A 17,750-nucleotide genomic window follows, 5' to 3' on the forward strand; every position below is an offset into this window, starting at 1 on the left:
GGACCTCGCTCCGAACCCTTGTCGTAGAAGGTTTCCGGCCAATCTCGCGAGTAAGTCAAATGGCGTGGACTGGCTCTCTCCGGATGCCGTCTACTGGTGGAGCCGATCGTTCGGCAGCACCTTTGCGGGGAGCACGGGGGAGGTCCACCCATGTCAGGGGAAGCCAAGCATCACTGGATCATCGCGCTGGACATCGAGAACTTCAGTCCGCGCCGAGACCCTGTGCAGCGACGAGTTCGGGCCGCGATGTACCGCGTTCTCGGCGGCGCGATGGAGCGCGCCGGGCTCGCGGCGGCGGACACCGTGTCCGAGGACCGCGGCGACGGCGTGCTCATGCTCATCCGGTCGTCCGTGTCACCCGTGCTGATCGCCGGGCCGTTCGTGCGCGAGCTCGACGAGGGGCTCGGTGAATACGCCCAGGAGGCCAACGAGGATCACGCGGTCCGGCTGCGGATGGCACTGCACCAGGGTCTGGCGGCAAGCGACGAGCACGGTTGGTCGGGCGACGCGGTGAACAACACCTGCCGGATCGTCGACGCCCAGCCGCTGCGCGACGTCCTCGCCTCCGCCCCGTCGGCGCGGATGGCGTTCGCCGTCTCGGACGAGGTCCATCGCGCGGTGATCCGGCACGGCTACCGGGGGATCGATCCCGCGGCCTATCTGCCGGTCGGCCTCACCACCAAGCACGGGGAGACGATCAGTACCTGGATCACCGTCCCCGGCTACCCGGCCCCTCCGGGGCTGCCCGAGTCGGGCCCCGAGCCGCCCTGCGACCGGGAGCCGCCGCCCGCCACGGACGGGCGGCAGAGCACGGCCGCCGGGCGGCCCTCCGTCGTGCAGCACGCGCAGACCGTGCAGGGCGACCAGGTCGCCGGGGCCAAGCAGGTGACCGTCCACAACACAGGGAACGTGCGGCTGTGACGGCGGCCGCGGCGGGGGGACCTCCGGCCGGCGGTGATCCAGGGGGGAGCCGGCCGGCGGCCGGGTCGGGGGGATCCACGGAGGGCGGCGCGTCCGAACCGTTCGCCCCAGGTGCCGGCCAGGAGCCGGCGAAGGACGGACAGGACGGCCCGCCCCGGGCTCAGCCGATCGCCGGGGGCGAGGCCGGGGAGGAGGCTCCGCCGCCTCCCCAGTCCGGACCCGGCGCGGAGTCCTACGAGGCGACCGGTCAGCTGGGGCAGGGATCGCAGCGCCGGGGACTGCTGCAGAACGCCGTCGCCAACGTCGAGGGTGACATGGTCGGCGGCGACAAGTACGTGGTGGTGCTCGGCGGGCACAGACGCAGGCTGCGGGTGCTGTCCCCGCTCATCGCGGAGCGGGTCCGGTTCGCCTACTGCGCGACCGCCGACCTGCCCGACGCCCGCGACGCGCTCACCAGACAGCGGCTGCTGATCCTGCGCTCGGCGGCCGGGTACGGCAAGTCCGCGATGGCCGTAAGGCTGCTGCTCGGCGCGTGCCGGGGTGCGGTCTACCACCTGGACAGCGGGGTCGACTTCGCCTCTCTGGCCGAACAGTTGGAGAACGGCAGCGGGGCCATCGAGCGCGGCGCCGGCTTCCTGCTGGAGCGGCCCGAGGACATCGGAAACCTCGGCCGGGAAACGTACGAGAAGGTGCAGGGCGCGCTGTCCCAGGCGGACGCGTGGATGGTCGTCACGGTGGCGGCCGGCGAGCTCGCTGACGGCGAACTGCTGGCCGGTGTGAAGAACCTGACGGATGCCCCGCAGCCCCTGGAGGTCGTGCGCGCGCATCTGCGCTGGCGGCTGGGGGAGCGCAACGCGGACCGGCTGCTGGCGCGCGAGGACGTGCGCGACATGATCGCCGAGCTGGTGGGCGGCGTCCCAGCCTGTCGGCAGTCCGGGGATCTCGCCGCCGTGATGATCGAGCAGTACGACCTGCACGGCGGCGTCGACCTGGACCGGCTGCGTGAACACCGGGCCCGGCTGGAGGCGGAGGACTTCGAGATCTGGGCCGAGGGCCTGAAGGACACCGGCGCGCGCAGCTTCGCCCTCGCCCTGGCGGTGCTCAACGGCCTGTCACGGGAGGACGTCGCCCAGGCCGCCCGCTCCCTGCGCGAGCGGCTGGAGGACGACGGACCCTACCTCCGGGCGCCCGGGCCCGACGGACGCCCGGTCCGGTCCAGGGACCTGTTCGAGACGCCCCGGCGGCGGCAGCTGCAGCACCTGCGTGCCCAGGAGCGGGACAAGCCGGGCGGCGAGCCCGGGTTGATCATCGAGTACAAGGACCCCGGGTACGCGCGCCGGGTGATCCTGCAGGCCTGGACCCAGTACGAGATCCAGGGTGAACTCCTGGACTGGCTCGGTGAGTTGGTGGTGCACCCGGCGGAGCAGGTGCGCGTCTACGCGGCTGCCTCCGGGCTCGGGGTGCTGGCCGCCGAGTCCTACGGGTACATCGAACGCCGGGTCCTGGTGCCCTGGGCGCGCAGTGACAGCGCGCTGCGCCGTACCGCCGTCGCCTATGCGCTCTCCGTGGCCTGCCAGAACCCCTGGGTGCGGGAGCAGGCGACCGCACTGGTGGGCGGCTGGTACGCCGACGAGCGGCCCCAGGTGCAGGCGGCCGCGGCCCGGGTGCACGGGTTGGGCGCGGTGTCGGGACGCCCCGTGGAGGAACTCGCCCGGCTGTTCACGGTGGACAACGTGACGGTGGCGGTGTCCGCCGGCTGCGCGCTGGCCGATCTGGTCGCCGACGATCCCGACACGGCCGGCTCGGTGCTGCCCATGCTGCGGGACAGGGCCGGCGACCACCGCGCCGGCCGGGCGGCGGTGCTCGCCTTCCTGATCGTCGCGGCCCAGGTGGTCGTCGAGACGAAGGACGTCGAACCGGGAGCGGCGGTGCCCGAGTGGCCGACGCTGCTGTACCTGGCGCACCGACGGCCCGAACTGCGCGACTCCTTCGTGTGGTTGTGGCGTGCCGCACTGAACGAGTCCTTCTTCCACGACGAGGCGGAACAGGTCGTCGGGGACTGGGCGAAGCTGGCCGAACGGGACTCCGAACTCCGCGAGATGTTACGGCTGCTGGTCGGCGCCATCGCCCACGGCGATCAGCGTTCGGGCCGGATCCTGCGCTCCTGCGCCGACGACTGGGTCCAGCCGGACCGGATCGTCGGGCTGCCCCGGACGGCGGCCGTGGTGCACGCGCAGCTCGACCTGGAAGGGGTGTGAGGATGACCGTCTCACTGATTCTCAACGAGCGGGTGATATCCCGCAGCCGGGTGGGCGAACTGCTCAACCTGCCGCCCTCGGTGTCGATCGTCTACCCCGTGGAGGGCGGGCCCTTCGAGGTCGAGACCGTCCGCACCTTCGGGCAGCGCTGGTTCGGCAAGAACCGGCCCTGCTATGTCGTTGACCTCAGCGACCACAGACGTCAGGCGTCCGTCAGCAAGACCCCGCTGACCTGCAAGGACGGTGGACACCGCTTCCATGCCACGATCGACATCGGGTTCAGGGTGCACGACCCGGCGATGGTGGTGGCCAGGAACGTACGAGACGCGTTGACGGTTGTCTACGGATACCTCACCGACCGCGTCCGGCTGCAGGCCGCGCGGTTCGCGATCACCGAGGCCATGGCGGCGCAGCTGGCCGTCAACCAGGAGCTGGACCGGGAGATCCGGCTTCCCGAGGGCATCACCATCTACTACTGCAAGGTCCAGGTGGAGCCCGACGAGGCTGCCGCCCGGCACATCCAGGAGCTGGAGGAGGCGCGGCGCCGGGCCAAACTCGGTGTGCACACTCACGAGGCCAGACGCTCGGAGACCTACTCCGACGAGGACATCGAGGACATCAGGGCGGCCGGCCGCCGGCGCCGCCAGGCGGAGGAGCGGGCCGTGCTGGAGAGCACGCGGCTCGACTTCGACAACCTGATCCGCGAGCACCTGGTCCGCCACCCCGAGGAGACCGTGCACGCCCTGGAACTGCTGGCGCGGGTCCGGGAGGCCGAGGCCACCCAGCACGAGATCCGGGACCAGCGGCACGCCGAGATGGTCAAGTACCTCATCGAGCAGGGCGTCGTACGCGAGGTCGACCTGCCCGGCCTGCGCAAGGGTGTGCTCGGTCCGAGCACGCCCGGCACCGGAGTCGGGGGTGTACTGGAGCGGCCAGACGCCGGGCAGGCGGCCTCCTTCAGCTCCGGTGCGACACCCGGTGACCCGTACTACGCGGCGTCCGCGCCCGCGGCGGCGCAGGGCGGACCCGTGCAGTGGGGCGGTAGTACTCCGGCGCCCGCCGTCGCACCCACGAGCGGACTGGTCCCGGTGTACGTCGTCCTGGACACCTCGCAGGCGGCGGCCGGCTGCGTCACCGACCTGGGCAACGCGTTGCGCTCGGTGCAGACGCTGCTGGCCAACAGCCCCGACGTGGCCGCCGCCGTCCGGCTCTCGGTGATCACCTACGCCGACGGCGCCGACGTGGTGCTGCCGCTCACCGAGGTCTCCTGGCGCACCGGCGTCCCGGGACTGAACACATCGCCGGGCTGCCGCTACCGGCCGGTGCTGCGGCGGCTGCTGGACCTGGTGCCGTTGGAGACGGAACGGCTGAAGGAGCAGGTGCCCCGGGTGCTGCGGCCCGTCGTGTTCTTCCTGGCCGTGGGCCAGGCCGAGGACGACACCGAGTGGCCCTCGGTGCATGCCGAGTTGATGGCGCACAAGTACTTTCCGCACGTCGTGGCGTGCGGCATCGGAGCGGACCGGGTCCGGGTCGTACAGCGCCTCGCCTCCCGGCCCGAGCTCGGCGTCGTCGCCGTCGAGGGCGCGGATCTCGCGCAGTCGGCGGTGCAGTTCTCCGTCCTGCTGCAGCAGACGCTGCTGCATCTCGGCCGGAGCGCGATCGCGGGCGGTATGGAGTTGAGACTCGACTGCCCGCAGGGCCTTCGGCCCGTCACGCAGGAGCAGTAGAGCGGCTGAACAGCGAAAGGGGAGAAAGGGATGGCCGAGATGCTCGGGCAGCTGTTGCCCGTGTACGTCCTCGCCGACGAATCGGGCTCCATGGCGAGCTACGTCGGCGACCTCAACGAAGGAATGAAGTCGTTGCACGTCGCGCTCCTGGGGGAGCCGATGGCCGCCGCCAAGGTGCGTTTCTCCGTGTTGGGCTTCTCCAACAGCGTCGTGGAACACCTGGTGCTGGCCGATCTGAGAAGCGAGAACGAACTACCACGGCTGTCGGCGGGCGGCGGCACGAACTACGACGCGGCGTTCGCCGCACTGCTGGAGCGCATCCCACAGGACGTGCAGACGCTCAAGGCTCAGGGATACAAGGTGCTGCGCCCCGCGGTCTTCTTCCTCAGCGACGGCCAGCCGACCTGCGGCGAGGAGTGGCGCCAGACGCACGGCCGGCTCATCGACCGCAAGGTGACCGGCGCGGCACCCAATGTCATCGCCTTCGGGATCGGCGGGGCGCGGGCCGAGACGATCCTGGCCGTGGCGACCGAGCACAAGTTCGCGTTCATATCGATCCCAGGTGCCCAACTCGGCGACGCGATCGCCAAGTTCTTCACCGCGCTCACCAAGAGCGTGGTCGAGTCGGCCAGCGCCATGGCCGCCGGCCAGCCGGCTGAGCTCGCGGTGGAGAAGCCGGAGGGCTTCCGGCTCGCGATCGACGAGGTCTGACGGTGGACAGGTGGTTGCCCCTCCGGCGGAACAAGAGCCGGGAAGAAGAGCAGCGGGCCACGCCCGAGTCCCCGGACGCCGACACGGCCGGGGACACCGACCGACGCCCCCCCGACCCGCGTCAGGCCGGGGGCCGGCACACGCCTGCGCCGCGTGGGGGCGGCACGTCACCGCCCTCCGGGTACGTCTCGGAGTATGTGGTGCCCGAGTACCGGGTCGAGGGTTACGTCGTCCCCGAATACGACGGTCCGGACCTGGAGCCCCCGACGTCCCTCGACCCGGGACGGGGATCGGCCCGGTCCCCCCGGCAGCAAGGCGCCGACCAGGTCCACGGCATGGAACCGCAGGGTGCGCGGGATCCGCGCGTCGCTCCGCCGCAGCACCCCCCGGCACCGCGGCACGCGCATGTGGACGGGCAGGCCGGCGTTCCGCCGCGGCACGCCCCGGCACCGCGGCACGGTTCGGCACCGCGGCACGCGGCCCCGGGCACGCCGGAGCCCGGGGCCGGCCGGTCCGCGCCGGACTCCCGGAGCGGCACGAGCCGGTACCAGCGGGTCGTGCTGGGGACGCCCGCTGCCCACGTGGAGCCCAAGCCGCCGCCCGGCGATCCCTATCGGCCGGACACCCTCTTCGACGGGTGGTCGAGCCGGGAGCTGACCGTGCGGCTGGCCTCCGTACGAGGGGACCAGCACCGTTTCGACGGGCGGCCGCGGCAGGACGACGTGGTCGTCGCCTGGCACGAACCGTCGGCCACGGTCGTCTTCGCCGTGGCCGACGGTGTCTCGGCGGCCGCGCAGTCGCACGTGGGTGCCGCGCTCGTGTGCCGTACGGCGGTCAACGACCTGCTGGTGCAGCTGGGTGAGGACAGACCGGGCCCCGACTGGACCCGGGTGCTGCAGGCGGCCCGGTACCAACTGCTCATGCGGGTGGCCCGCGGCCGGGAGCCGGAAGAGGGCGACCTGGCGGAGGCGATCCGGACCCTGGCGACGACCCTGGTGGCGGGCACGGTCGAACCGGCCGAGGACGGCAGGATGCACGTCACGCTGGTGCGCGCCGGTGACTCCTCGGCGTGGTGCCTGCACCAGGGCCGCTTCAACCCGCTGCTGAGCGACAAGGACAGCGGCGCCGGCGAGATCACCAGCAACGCGGTGGTCGCGCTGCCGCGCCTGTCGACCCGGTCCCGCCCGCTGTCGTACACCCTGCCCGCCGACGGCGTCCTGCTGGTCGGCACCGACGGTTTCGGCGATCCGCTCGGCGACGGCTCCGGCATCGTGGGCGACCTGTTCGCGGAGCTGGCGGTGCGCCCGCCGGAGCCCCGGGGTCTGGCCCACCTGCTGGACTTCTCCCGGGAGACGTTCGACGACGACCGCACGCTGCTCGCCGTCTGGTCCCGGTACGGGCTTCCCGGCGGGGCCCCGTGACCGGGTCCGGGGCGGCGCGGATCGCCCGTTCGGGTCTGGTGCTGGGCGCGGAGCTGGGGGGCGGTGGGCAGGGCAGGGTCTGGGCTGTCGAGAATCGGCTGATCAACAAGACCTGGCCGGTGGTCTACAAGGAGTACAAGCCGGACGCCCAGCGGCAGTTGCGGACCGACGCGCTCGAGCGGATGGTCGCCTTCCTGCCCGGACGGCCGGTCGCTGTCGCGCAGTGGCTGGCCGGGCACACGGCCTGGCCCGCGGCGCTGGTGACCGAGGGGTCGCAGGTCCGCGGCTTTCTGATGCGACAGATCCCGGACGAGTTCTTCATCACCATGCCGTCGGGCCACAGGAAGGTGGCGGGTTTCGAGTTCCTGCTCAACTCGCCCACCTACGTGAACAAGATGGTGGGGAACGTGACGCCTCGCCAGGTCTTCGGTCTGCTGCTCGCCCTGGCCGACACTCTGGAACGGCTGCACGGGCTCCGCGTGGTGGTGGGCGACCTCTCCCCGAAGAACCTGCTGTTCTCGCTGTCCGGGGCGCGGCCCGGCTGCTTCCTCATCGACTGCGACGCCATGGGGCTGGGTGGTGACTGGGTGCTCAAGCCCGTGCAGACGCCCGGCTGGCAGCTGCCCGGCGGTGAGGCGCCGGACACACCGGAGGGCGACCGTTACAAGTTCGCGCTGCTCGCGGTGCGGCTCTTCCTGCACGAGCAGCACGGGCAGGACCCAGCCGAGTTGCGGCGGATGGACGGTGTGGTGGCCGACCTGGCCGAGCGCGGCCTGAGCCGGACGCCCACCGACCGGCCCGCCCTCGCGGACTGGCTCGACCCCTTGCGCCGCGCCTTCGACAGCGCCCCCAGGACCTGGCCGGTCGCCGCGCAGGCCGGGCCGCAGACGGTGACCGTGCCGGCGGCGGGCCCGGCCGCGTTCGGCGCGGCCACCGGCAGTACACGTCCCGGGGCCGCCGGTCCGCGACGGACGGCCGGCGGACCGGTGCCCCCGCAGACCCCCGGCCCGTTCCCTTCCGGCCCGCACAACCCTTCCCGCAGCACACCCCAACGCGCGCCCTCGTCGGGCCGGGGAGGTGCCGTCGTGGCCTGGATCGTGCTGGGGATCATCGGGCTGGCCGTCTGGCAGATCGCGACGCACATGGACGCCTGGAACAGCGGCGGTAGCAGCAGCGGCGGCGGCAGCACGGGCCAGTCGCGGATCGACTCCGCGGACACGCGCGAGGAGCAGGCGACAGCGCTGCACACGCTCCTGGCACAGAACGCCGGCCGGCGCAGCGGGGTCTCCGACGCCGTGCAGTCGATGATGAACTGCAGCGACCTCCAGGAGAACCGGCAGGTCTTCGAGGACGCCGCCTCCGCACGGGCCGGCCTGGTCGAGAGACTGGGCGCCCTCTCCCTCGACCGGCTGGCCGGCGAACTGGCGCCGGACCTGCGCAGCGCCTGGCAGAGCTCGGAGGAGGCCGACCGGGCCTACGCCCGGGTGGTCGACGACGTGTCGGGCAACTGCTCGCCCTCCGCCGTGACCGGATCGAGCGCCTGGCAGGACGCTGCTTCGGCGAGCGCCGCCGCCACGGCGGCGAAGAAGCATTTCGTCGCCGCATGGAACCCTGTCGCGCGGGAGTTCGGCCTGGACACGCTTGCCTGGACCGATCTGTGAATCGCTGCGTGGCGTCTGTCGCGGACGACCGGATCCGGTCCGCGAGTCCCGGCCGGTCCTTTCACCCGCGACCCCCGGGCCGGACCGTGCCGGCCGCCTGGATCGGGGCGGTCGGGTCACTGCCGTCCGCGTGCCGCCCTTCTGCGCACGCCGGTCGGTCGTGCCACCCGCCGACCTGAGCCGACGCCGTCACCTTCCGGTCGGCCCACCCTCCCGCACCCGCTTCAGCGCATCCGCGTTGTGGAGGGTCACACGGGTGCGCCCGGTCGTCACCCACCCCTCGGCCCGCCATTGCTCCAGGACCCTGTTCACGGTTCTGCGGGAGCCGAGTACCAGGCCCGCGAAGTCGTCCTGGGACAGCGGCAGACCGATGTCCACGACGCCGGAGGCGTTGCGCCGGCCGTGGCTGGCGGCGAGGTCGATCAGCAGGCCGGCCAGGCGCGCGGCGAGTGGATCGGCGCCGGCCGACGTGCGCTGCCTGTCGGCATCCCGCAGGCGTGCGGAGAGCACCTGGTGGACGGCGCCGGTGATGACGGGATGGTCGCGGGCCGCCGCCCGGAACGCCCCGGCGGGTATCACCAGGGCCTGGACCGGTACGAGGGCGGTGAGCGTCGCCGATCTGGGCCCGCCGTCCAGCCCGGCCTGTTCGCCGAGCAGGTCGCCGGGGCCGCGCAGGGCCAGCACCGCCTGGTAACCGGCGGCGGCGACCGTGGTGACCTTGACGCAGCCGCGGCCCAGGACGAGGAGATGGTCGCTGAACTCGTCCTGCCGCAGCAGGTCTTCCCGGGGGGCGAACCCGGTCACCTTGCCCGCCTCGTGCAGTGTCTGCCGAGCCGCGGTGTCCAGCAGACTCCAGAACGGAGTCCGGCTGGGCGTGTGTCCGAGCGGGCCGCTCTCTCGGAAATCCGGGGTCATCCCCACTCCTCCCGCCCCACCCCGCCGTCAGCTGGTGAGGCCCGCGCCCGGTATCAGCGTGCAGCCGCCCGCCGCGGAGAGCAGTGACTGCCGTGCGAGCCGCTGTTTGATCCACACGATACGGCTCGTGTCGGCCGACTGGCGGGTCAGCGAGGGCAGCGGGGTGTGCGCCTGTCCCGCTCGCCCCGACGGCCTGTGCCGGGGGCCGGCCGGGTTCCTCACGGTCGGTGGCCCGTCAGCCGGGCCGCGGAGGCGATCGTGGCGCGGGCCTCGCGTTCGGTGAGGCCGGTGTCGAGGGCCGCGGCGAGGAGCGGGGCGACCAGGGCGGGGCCGATGCCGTTCTCGTAGGCGCGGCAGGCGGCCCAGAACAGGCGGGTGTTGCGCTGGCCCTGGTGGGCGGCGTGGACGAACTGGACCAGGCCCCGGCCGTGACCGGACGCCGGTGTGTGCCCGGGTGGCGCGGTGCGCGGTGGGGGAAGCAGGAGCCGCAGCAGGGCCGGCGGGCAGACGGCCGGGGCGAGGTGGGCTGTGCCGGGTGCGGTGCCGTAGACGCCGTGGGCGGAGCGGGAGCCGGGGCCGACGAGGTAGCCGCCCGCGCCGCGGATGTCGATGCCGGGGGCGAGGCGTCCGGCGGAGTTGGGCACGGCGAGGTCCGGTGGGCCGGTGAGCCACAGGTGCCGGCCGCCGGAGGGGGTCACGACGACCACCGTCGGGGGGATCGTGAACAGGTGGCGCAGTGCCAGTTCGCGCAGCGCGGCCGAGGAGTCCGTGCCCGCCTTGGTGTCCAGGTCGACGCCGATCAGGTGGTGCGGGGGCAGGCCGCAGGCGATGCCGTAGCCGGTGGCCCAGGGGGCTGCGGAGAACATCTCCCGGACGCGTGCGGGGTCGGTGGAGGCGTCGTACACGCCGTGCCCGAACAGGCCGCACTCCCCGTGGCAGGCGGGGGCGGGCGTGGGGGCCGGCGGGGTGCCGCGGTGCGGGGAGCGCAGGGCGGGGAGTTTCGTCCGGGACAGGGGGATGACGGCCAGGCCGCGTTCGGCGGCTGACAGCGCGTGGGCGAGGGCCAGCGTCCTGGCCTGCCGGTCGATGGTGGCCATGCCACTATTTTCGTACATGCGTTCGATGAAGGGAAGGGGATTCGATCGCGGCGCGCCCGGGTGGGAGGGAACGGCCTGATGTGTGCCGGAACGCTTCGCCTCTTGTGGCGACTGGGGTGACGTGTGCCCTCTGTCCTGAATGGGGATGCCAAGGGGGCGGAAGGGGTTTATCGACTTGTCATCACGCTTGCGTGCGAAGAGTGCCTTCTGGGGTGGTTCACCGGGGGCGCGTGGGCAACTCTGATCTCGCGACGTCGTGACAGCGCCGGGGTGGTCGGCCAACCGCCCTGGTGGAAGCCGTACTTGACGATGGCCGGCTCACAGGGCCGGTGCGTGAATCGTTCTGGAGGAACACACATGGCAAGCATCCGTACCGCCCGCGCTCTCGCCGCCGTCTCCGCCCTCCCGCTGGCCGTCGGGCTCCTCGCCGGCGTCGCGGCGGCGGACGACGGCGCCTTCGCGGACGACGGATCGAGCGCGGCCGTCACCCACGCGGTCCAGGGCATCCTCGGCAGCGGCGTCGGCGGCGCGAACAGCGGCAACTCGTCCACCACGCAGCAGCAGGCGATCGGCTCGGGCGCCTCGGCGCAGAGCAATACCGCGCAGGTCAACGGCTCCGCGTTCACCGCCGTCAACCAGGGCAACGAGAACGTGGCGGTCAGTTTCTCACCGTTGTGGTGGTGAGCGGTGACCTGAGGGCGGCCGGCGCACCGGAGCCGGTTCCCTGGACCGGGTGTGCTCACGGGGGTGGCGGGACCTCTGCGCGGTGGTGCTCCGGCGCCGCCGCGCAGACCTGTGTGAGGGCGGCCGGTGCGCGGACCTGCACCGCGGCAGCCGGCGCGGGCGCGGGCGCGGGCGCGCGGAGGCTCCGGTCTGGACGGTGGGGTCCGCAGGCGCGTCCCGCGGTGGGCGGAGCGGGCTCGCGGGCGGCTCGGGAGGCGGGCGCGGCGGATGGTGCGGGCCCGGGGGAGTGCGGGGGCGGCCGGTGCGGCCCGGGCGGCACCGCGGACCCACCCGCCTGTCCGGCGCTTCCTCTCGGGCGTCCGCCGGTCCCCCGCCCGCGCCCCGTCCCCCGGGCCGCCCGCGCCCCCATCGCCCCGCGCACTCCCGGGCCTGGTGCCTCCGGATCCCGTGCCGCCCCCCGGGGGAACCCGCACGGGACGGGGGCCTCCTCGTCCACCTGCAGGAGGTGCGGCGAACCCCACCCCTACAACCTGAGGCGGACTCGGCTTCGGCACCTGCGGCCGATCCAGGACGAGCCCCGCGCTCCTAGCGTGGAGCCATGACCACACCCGTCTGCACCAGCGCTTCGACGGCCGCTGCATCGGCGGCGCGGGCCGGAGTCCACCCCTCGTTCGCGTCGTACGTCAGGGACCGCCGGCCGGTGCTGCTGCGCACCGCCCGCTCGCTCACGGCGAACTCGTGCGACGCGGAGGACCTGCTGCAGACCGCGCTCGCCAAGACGTACGTCGCCTGGGAGCGGATCGAGGACCGCCGCGCGCTCGACGGCTACGTGCGGCGGGCGCTGGTGAACACGCGTACCTCGCAGTGGCGCAAGCGCAAGGTGGACGAGTTCAGCACGGACGAGTTGCCGGAGCCGGAGCCGGTGCCGGGCGAGGGGGACCCGGCCGAGCGGCAGGCGCTGCGCGACGCGATGTGGCGGGCGATCATGAAGCTTCCGGCCCGGCAGCGGGCGATGGTCGTGCTGCGGTACTACGAGGACCTGAGCGAGGTGCAGACGGCGGAGGTGCTCGGGGTGTCGGTCGGTACCGTGAAGTCGGCGGTGTCGCGGGCGCTCGGCAAGCTGCGGGAGGACCCGGAGCTGCATCTCGTGCGCTGACGGACGCCCTCCGTGGGCCGGAGCCGACCGGGTGTTCTTTGATCGATCACCGCTCCCTAGTGACATACCGCGTGGTATGTGCGCAGAATCAGCGCAACCGCTACCGCCGCGTAGGCAATGTCGCCCCCGGGAGGACGCCGTGCAGAGCACCATGCAGGACGTACCACTGCTGATCTCAAGGATCCTGACCCACGGGTCGCGGATCCACGGGACGTCGCAGGTGACCACCTGGACGGGTGAGGGTGAACCGCAACGCCGCTCCTACGCGGAGATAGGCGCCCGCGCCGCCCGTCTGGCGCACGCGCTGCGCGACGATCTGGGCGTCCGCGGCGACGACCGGGTCGCCACTCTGATGTGGAACAACGCCGAGCACGTCGAGGCCTACTTCGCCATCCCCTCGATGGGCGCGGTCCTGCACACCCTCAACCTCCGACTGCCCCCGGAGCAGCTGACGTGGATCGTCGACCACGCGGCGGACCGGGTGGTCATCGTCAACGGCTCGCTGCTGCCGCTCATCGCCCCGCTGCTGCCCCGCCTGAAGACGGTCGAGCACGTCGTGGTCGCCGGCCCGGGCGACCGCGGCCTGCTGGCCGACGCGTCCGCCCGGGTGCACGAGTACGAGGACCTGCTCGCCGGGAAGCCGGACGTGTACGACTGGCCCGAGCTGGACGAACGGCAGGCCGCGGCCATGTGCTACACGTCCGGCACCACCGGTGACCCCAAGGGCGTCGTCTACAGCCACCGGTCGATCTACCTGCACTCCATGCAGGTCAACATGGCCCAGTCGATGGGTCTGACCGACGAGGACACCTCGCTGGTCGTCGTGCCCCAGTTCCACGTCAACGCCTGGGGCCTGCCGCACGCGACCTTCATGACCGGCGTGAACATGCTGATGCCGGATCGTTTCCTCCAGCCCGCGCCGCTCGCCGAGATGATCGAGCGGGAGAAGCCCACGCACGCGGCGGCCGTCCCCACCATCTGGCAGGGCCTGCTGGGGGAGCTGACCGCCCGGCCCCGGGACGTCTCCGCGCTCACCCAGGTCACCATCGGCGGCTCCGCCTGCCCGCCGAGCCTGATGGAGGCCTTCGACCGGCTGGGCATGCGGGTCTGCCACGCCTGGGGCATGACGGAGACCTCTCCGCTCGGCACGGTGGCCCGCCCGCCGGCGCACGCCGTCGGCACGGACGAGGAGTTCGCCTATCGGCTCACCCAGGGCCGCTTCCCCGCCTCCGTCGAGGCCCGCCTCACCGGACCCGGTGGCGAGCGGCTGCCGTGGGACGGCGAGTCCGCCGGGGAACTGGAGGTGCGCGGCCCCTGGATCGCCGGCGCCTACTACAACGGCCCGGACGGCGAGCCCCTGCGCCCGGCCGACAAGTTCAGCGAGGACGGCTGGCTGAAGACGGGCGACGTCGGCATCATCTCCTCCGACGGCTTCCTGACCCTCACGGACCGGGCCAAGGACGTCATCAAGTCCGGTGGCGAGTGGATCTCGTCCGTGGAGCTGGAGAACGCCCTGATGTCCCACCCGGACGTCGCCGAGGCCGCGGTGGTCGCCGTCCCGGACGACAAGTGGGGCGAGCGGCCCCTGGCGACCGTGGTGCTCAGGGAGGGCGCGACGACCGACTTCGAGGCCCTGCGCGGCTTCCTCGCCGACGAGGGCCACATCGCCAGGTGGCAGCTTCCCGAGCGCTGGACGGTCATCGAGTCGGTCCCGAAGACGTCCGTCGGCAAGTTCGACAAGAAGGTGCTGCGCAGGAAGTACGCCGAGGGCACGCTCGACGTCACCCGCCTCTGAGCGGCGGCCCGGCACCGGGCGGGGCGCCACCTTCGCACGGGAGCCCCGCTCCCGGCCGCCCGGGGCCGCATCCGTGGGGCGGAGGGATTCCGGGCACCCCGCCGCCCGCCGGCACAGGGTGCCACCGTCGCACGGGACTCCTGCCCCGACCCCGAGGTGCCCCTCGTACGCAGGCCCGGGCGTCACCGTCGTACGGCGGTGACGCCCCAGGCGACGGTCGGCCACAGCCCGGCCACCGCGCACACCCCGCCCCAGCCGAAGTGGCCGAAGGCCGGTCCGGCCAGGGCGGAGGCGAGAGCGCCTCCGGCGAAGCCGCTGACCACGTACACGGTGTTCGCGGCGGCCGGGGCGGGGGTGGTGGTCAGGGCGAGGGTCTGGTTCGCGACGTGGGAGGCGACCAGGGCGGCGTGGATCGCGAGTGCGGCAGGCCACAGCGCGATCATGCGGTGCCCGCCCAGCCAGAACAGCGGCACGGACGCGGCGGACAGCAGGTACGCGGACCGTACGACCCTCGCGGCGCCGAAGCGGTCCACCAGCCCGCCGGCCAGCGGCGCCACCGCGCTCGCGCTGAGCCCGAAGAGCCCGGCGGTGGCGGTGGACAGGCCGTACCGCGGACCGGTCAGCAGCAGTGCCAGCGAGGTCCACAGCGCGCTCCACGCGCCGACCATCCCCGCCTGCCGGAGGCAGGCCCGCCACAGGTCGGGCGACCGGCGCAGCAGTCCGGGCAGGGCGGCGACGCCGGCCGCGAGCGAGCCGGTGCGGGGGCGGTGCCGCGTCGGCAGGACGCGGGTGGTGGCCAGCCCCAGCACGAGGGTCAGCGCGGCCGAGCCGGTGAACACCCACCGCCAGCCGAAGGCCTGCCCGGCCACCCCGCCGAGCACGCGGGCGGCGACGATGCCGGTGAACTACGCCTACTTCGGCAACAAGCGGGAGCTGTTCTCCCAGGTCCTCGGCCGCTGCATGGTCGACCTCGCCGCCTCCGCCCCGGTCGACCCGGACGACGGCGAGGGCCGGATGGACCGCGTGACGGACTACCACGCCGCCCACCCGGAGCTGCTGCGCCTCCTGTACCGGGAGGGCATGGAGTACGGCACCGCCGAGCTGCCCGACGAGGCCGAGCGCCAGGAGCACTACGCCCGCAAGGCCGCCGCGGTCCGCGACGGCCAGGAGCGCGGGGTCATCACGGACGCGTTCGCCCCCGCCGACCTGCTGTTCCTGCTGGTCGCGCTCGCCAACTGGGGATCCGTGGTCCCGCAGATGAGCCGCATCCTGGTGGGCACCGACGACGGCGACCGGGCCCGCCTGCGCGCCTCGGTCAAGGAGGCGGCGCGGCGCCTGGTCGCCCTCTGAACCGCGTCAGTTGGTGCCGATCCGGGCCAGCAGGTCCACGATGCGCGCCTGGACCTCCCCGCTCGTCGACCGCTCGGCGAGGAAGAGCACCGTCTCACCGGCGGCCAGCCGCGGCAGGTCGGCCTGTTCGACGGCGGCGGTGTAGACGACGAGTGGGGTGCGGTTGAGCCGCCCGTTCGCCCGCAGCCAGTCGACGATCCCGGCCCGCCGCCGGTGTACCTGCATCAGGTCCATCACGACCAGGTTCGGACGGAACTGTCCCGCCAGCGTCACCGCGTCGGTGTCGCTCGCGGCCCGCGCCACCTGCATCCCGCGCCGCTCCAGCGCCGCGGTCAGCGCCAGCGCGATCTCCGCGTGCTCCTCGATGAGCAGCACCCGCGACGGATGCTGCTCGCTGTCCCGCGGGGCCAGCGCCTTCAGCAGCACGGCCGGATCGGCGCCGTAGGCCGCCTCACGCGTGGCCTGGCCGAGCCCGGCCGTGACCATCACCGGCACCTCGGCGGCCACCGCCGCCTGGCGCAGCGACTGCAGCGCGGTCCGGGTGATCGGACCGGTCAGCGGGTCCACGAACAGTGCGGCCGGGAACGCCGCGATCTGCGCGTCGACCTCCTCGCGCGAGTGCACGACCACCGGCCGGTAGCCGCGGTCGCTCAGCGCCTGCTGGGTACCGACGTCCGGAGCGGGCCACACCAGCAGGCGGCGCGGATTGTCCAGCGGCTCGGGCGGCAGTTCGTCGTCCATCGGCTGCGGGCGCGGGGTGTCGGAGACCTCGACGGCCCCACCGGGCCCGTCCAGCGGCTCCGGCCCCTCGGAGGCGTTCTCGTCCGGTGCGCCTATGGCGTACGACCGCCCGGCCCCCTCGGTGCCCGGTGCGAGCCGCACCTGCCCGGCGAGCGACGGGTGCGCCGGTGCCTGCCCCGCCGCGGACGGCTGCGGCTGGGCGCCGGGGGCCTGACCGGCCGGGGAGGGCTGCGGCTGGGCCCCGGGTGCCGGCCGGGCGAGGGAGGGCTGCGACGGCTGCGGCTGGGCGCCGGGCGCCTGGCCACCCTGGGACGACTGCCCCGGAGTCTGCTCCGCCGCCCGGGCCGCCGGGTCCGGCGGCGTGCCCAGCTTGCGGCGCCGTCCACTGCCGCCGGGCGCGTGCGGCGGAGGGGTCGCCCCCGCCGCCGTCGGCTGCTGCACCTGCGTGGCCTGACGGACGAAGGGCACGCCCTGCCCCAGCGTCCGCACGCTGATGGCACGTCCCTGCGTCGAGTTCGGGTCCAGGGCGGCGGCCGCGGCCTCGGCCGGGAGGGGCTGCGCGACCCGGGGCGCGGCGGCGGGCGCGGGGTTCTCCGGCGGGAGCGGGGTGCCGGTGCTGGGGGTGCCGTGCGCGGGGACGGGAGTGTCGGCGCCCGACGCCGTCGCGGGGGCCGGGGTGCCGTCGGCCGGCACGGGTACGGCGGTTCCGGCGCCGGGGGTGGCGTGCGGCGCCGCCGGAGGCGTGGGGGCGGCGGGGGGTGTCTGAGCGGGCAGCGGCTGGCCGGGGTGTGGCGCGGGCAGCCCCCGCGCGGGAACCGGCTGGCCCGCGGCGGGCGGTCCCGGCACCTCCGCGGCCGGTGCGGGCACGGCCACGTGACCGGAGGGATGCCCGGTGGAGGCGTCCGGCACGGGGGCGTGCGGGGCGGACGGGCCCTGCGCGGGGACCGGCGTCCCCACCGGCAGCCCCTGGGCCGGGACCGGGCCCCGGCCGGCGGCCTCCTGAGCAGGCTGCTCCGGCTGCCCGGCCGCGCCTTGCGTCCCCACCGGCTGCCCGGTCGCTGCCTGGGGGGCGACCGGTTGCCCCGGAAGAGGCACGCCGGGCTGCGCCGGGACCGGCTGGGCCGGATCGGCCTGCTGGGGAAGCGGCGGGGCGGGAACGACCGGCTGTCCCGCAGCCGCCTGCGCGGCCGCTCCGGCGTCCTCGGGCTGCCCCGCGGCGACCCGCTGCCCGGCAGCCGCCTGCCCGGGAACGGCCGGAACCGGGCCGTTCTGCACCGGAACCCCCGGCGCGGGTGTCGCCCCCGGAGCCGCGG

12 protein-coding genes and 2 pseudogenes are annotated in these 17,750 nt (G+C 73.9%); 10 read left to right on the plus strand and 4 right to left on the minus strand.

Going from position 1 to position 17,750, the window contains the following annotated elements; translation table 11 throughout:
• Nucleotides 1–150: 150 nt before the first annotated feature.
• The 6 genes from I3F54_RS15040 (at nt 151) to I3F54_RS15065 (ending at nt 8,699) form a co-directional block, all read left to right on the plus strand.
• Nucleotides 151–921, plus strand: coding sequence for a hypothetical protein (locus I3F54_RS15040; protein ID WP_240119246.1), 771 nt, complete (start codon nt 151–153; stop codon nt 919–921).
• On the plus strand, nt 918–3,179 hold the full coding sequence (locus I3F54_RS15045) for a hypothetical protein (RefSeq protein ID WP_240119247.1): 2,262 nt from the start codon (nt 918–920) through the stop codon (nt 3,177–3,179). Before I3F54_RS15040 ends, I3F54_RS15045 begins: the two co-directional genes overlap by 4 nt.
• 2 nt (nt 3,180–3,181) lie before the next feature.
• On the plus strand, nt 3,182–4,906 hold the full coding sequence (locus I3F54_RS15050) for a hypothetical protein (protein ID WP_240119248.1): 1,725 nt from the start codon (nt 3,182–3,184) through the stop codon (nt 4,904–4,906).
• A gap of 30 nt (nt 4,907–4,936) precedes the next feature.
• The gene (locus I3F54_RS15055; RefSeq protein ID WP_240119249.1) at nt 4,937–5,617 is read left to right on the plus strand and encodes a hypothetical protein; all 681 of its coding nucleotides are present in this window, start codon (nt 4,937–4,939) and stop codon (nt 5,615–5,617) included.
• A 557-nt stretch (nt 5,618–6,174) separates the two neighbouring features.
• Complete coding sequence (locus I3F54_RS15060) at nt 6,175–7,038, plus strand: protein phosphatase 2C domain-containing protein (protein WP_240119250.1); 864 nt, start codon at nt 6,175–6,177, stop codon at nt 7,036–7,038.
• Nucleotides 7,035–8,699: a hypothetical protein gene (locus I3F54_RS15065; protein WP_240119251.1), complete on the plus strand. Its 1,665-nt coding sequence runs from the start codon at nt 7,035–7,037 to the stop codon at nt 8,697–8,699. Before I3F54_RS15060 ends, I3F54_RS15065 begins: the two co-directional genes overlap by 4 nt.
• 189 nt (nt 8,700–8,888) lie before the next feature.
• Here the strand turns inward: I3F54_RS15065 and I3F54_RS15070 are convergent, their stop codons facing one another.
• Both I3F54_RS15070 and I3F54_RS15075 read right to left on the minus strand, forming a co-directional pair.
• Entirely contained in the window at nt 8,889–9,614 is a 726-nt protein-coding gene (locus I3F54_RS15070; RefSeq protein WP_240119252.1) for a Crp/Fnr family transcriptional regulator, read from the minus strand.
• A 218-nt stretch (nt 9,615–9,832) separates the two neighbouring features.
• Entirely contained in the window at nt 9,833–10,711 is an 879-nt protein-coding gene (locus I3F54_RS15075) for a bifunctional DNA primase/polymerase (protein ID WP_240119253.1), read from the minus strand.
• A 357-nt stretch (nt 10,712–11,068) separates the two neighbouring features.
• Here I3F54_RS15075 and I3F54_RS15080 point away from each other — a divergent pair, with 357 nt between their 5' ends.
• The 3 genes from I3F54_RS15080 (at nt 11,069) to I3F54_RS15090 (ending at nt 14,346) form a co-directional block, all read left to right on the plus strand.
• Complete coding sequence (locus I3F54_RS15080; RefSeq protein ID WP_240119254.1) at nt 11,069–11,395, plus strand: hypothetical protein; 327 nt, start codon at nt 11,069–11,071, stop codon at nt 11,393–11,395.
• A 598-nt stretch (nt 11,396–11,993) separates the two neighbouring features.
• Nucleotides 11,994–12,551 (plus strand): SigE family RNA polymerase sigma factor, encoded by a 558-nt coding sequence (locus I3F54_RS15085; RefSeq protein ID WP_240119255.1) that lies wholly within the window; start codon nt 11,994–11,996, stop codon nt 12,549–12,551.
• A 151-nt stretch (nt 12,552–12,702) separates the two neighbouring features.
• Nucleotides 12,703–14,346, plus strand: coding sequence for a long-chain fatty acid--CoA ligase (locus I3F54_RS15090; protein ID WP_240119263.1), 1,644 nt, complete (start codon nt 12,703–12,705; stop codon nt 14,344–14,346).
• 182 nt (nt 14,347–14,528) lie between these two features.
• Here the strand turns inward: I3F54_RS15090 and I3F54_RS15095 are convergent.
• Nucleotides 14,529–15,251: pseudogene (locus tag I3F54_RS15095) on the minus strand (MFS transporter); the annotation flags it as partial.
• On the opposite strand from I3F54_RS15095, the gene I3F54_RS15100 reads away from it, so the two are divergent.
• Nucleotides 15,241–15,696 carry a TetR/AcrR family transcriptional regulator gene (locus I3F54_RS15100; RefSeq protein ID WP_240119256.1) on the plus strand — a complete coding sequence of 152 codons (456 nt, stop codon included), beginning with the start codon at nt 15,241–15,243 and terminating at the stop codon, nt 15,694–15,696. The pseudogene I3F54_RS15095 and the gene I3F54_RS15100 overlap by 11 nt on opposite strands.
• Nucleotides 15,697–15,702: 6 nt before the next feature.
• Here the strand turns inward: I3F54_RS15100 and I3F54_RS15105 are convergent.
• Nucleotides 15,703–17,750: pseudogene (locus tag I3F54_RS15105) on the minus strand (nickel transporter); the annotation flags it as partial.

Origin of the sequence: Streptomyces sp. MUM 2J, assembly GCF_022414535.1 — a bacterium.
Classification (GTDB): Bacteria; Actinomycetota; Actinomycetes; order Streptomycetales; family Streptomycetaceae; genus Streptomyces.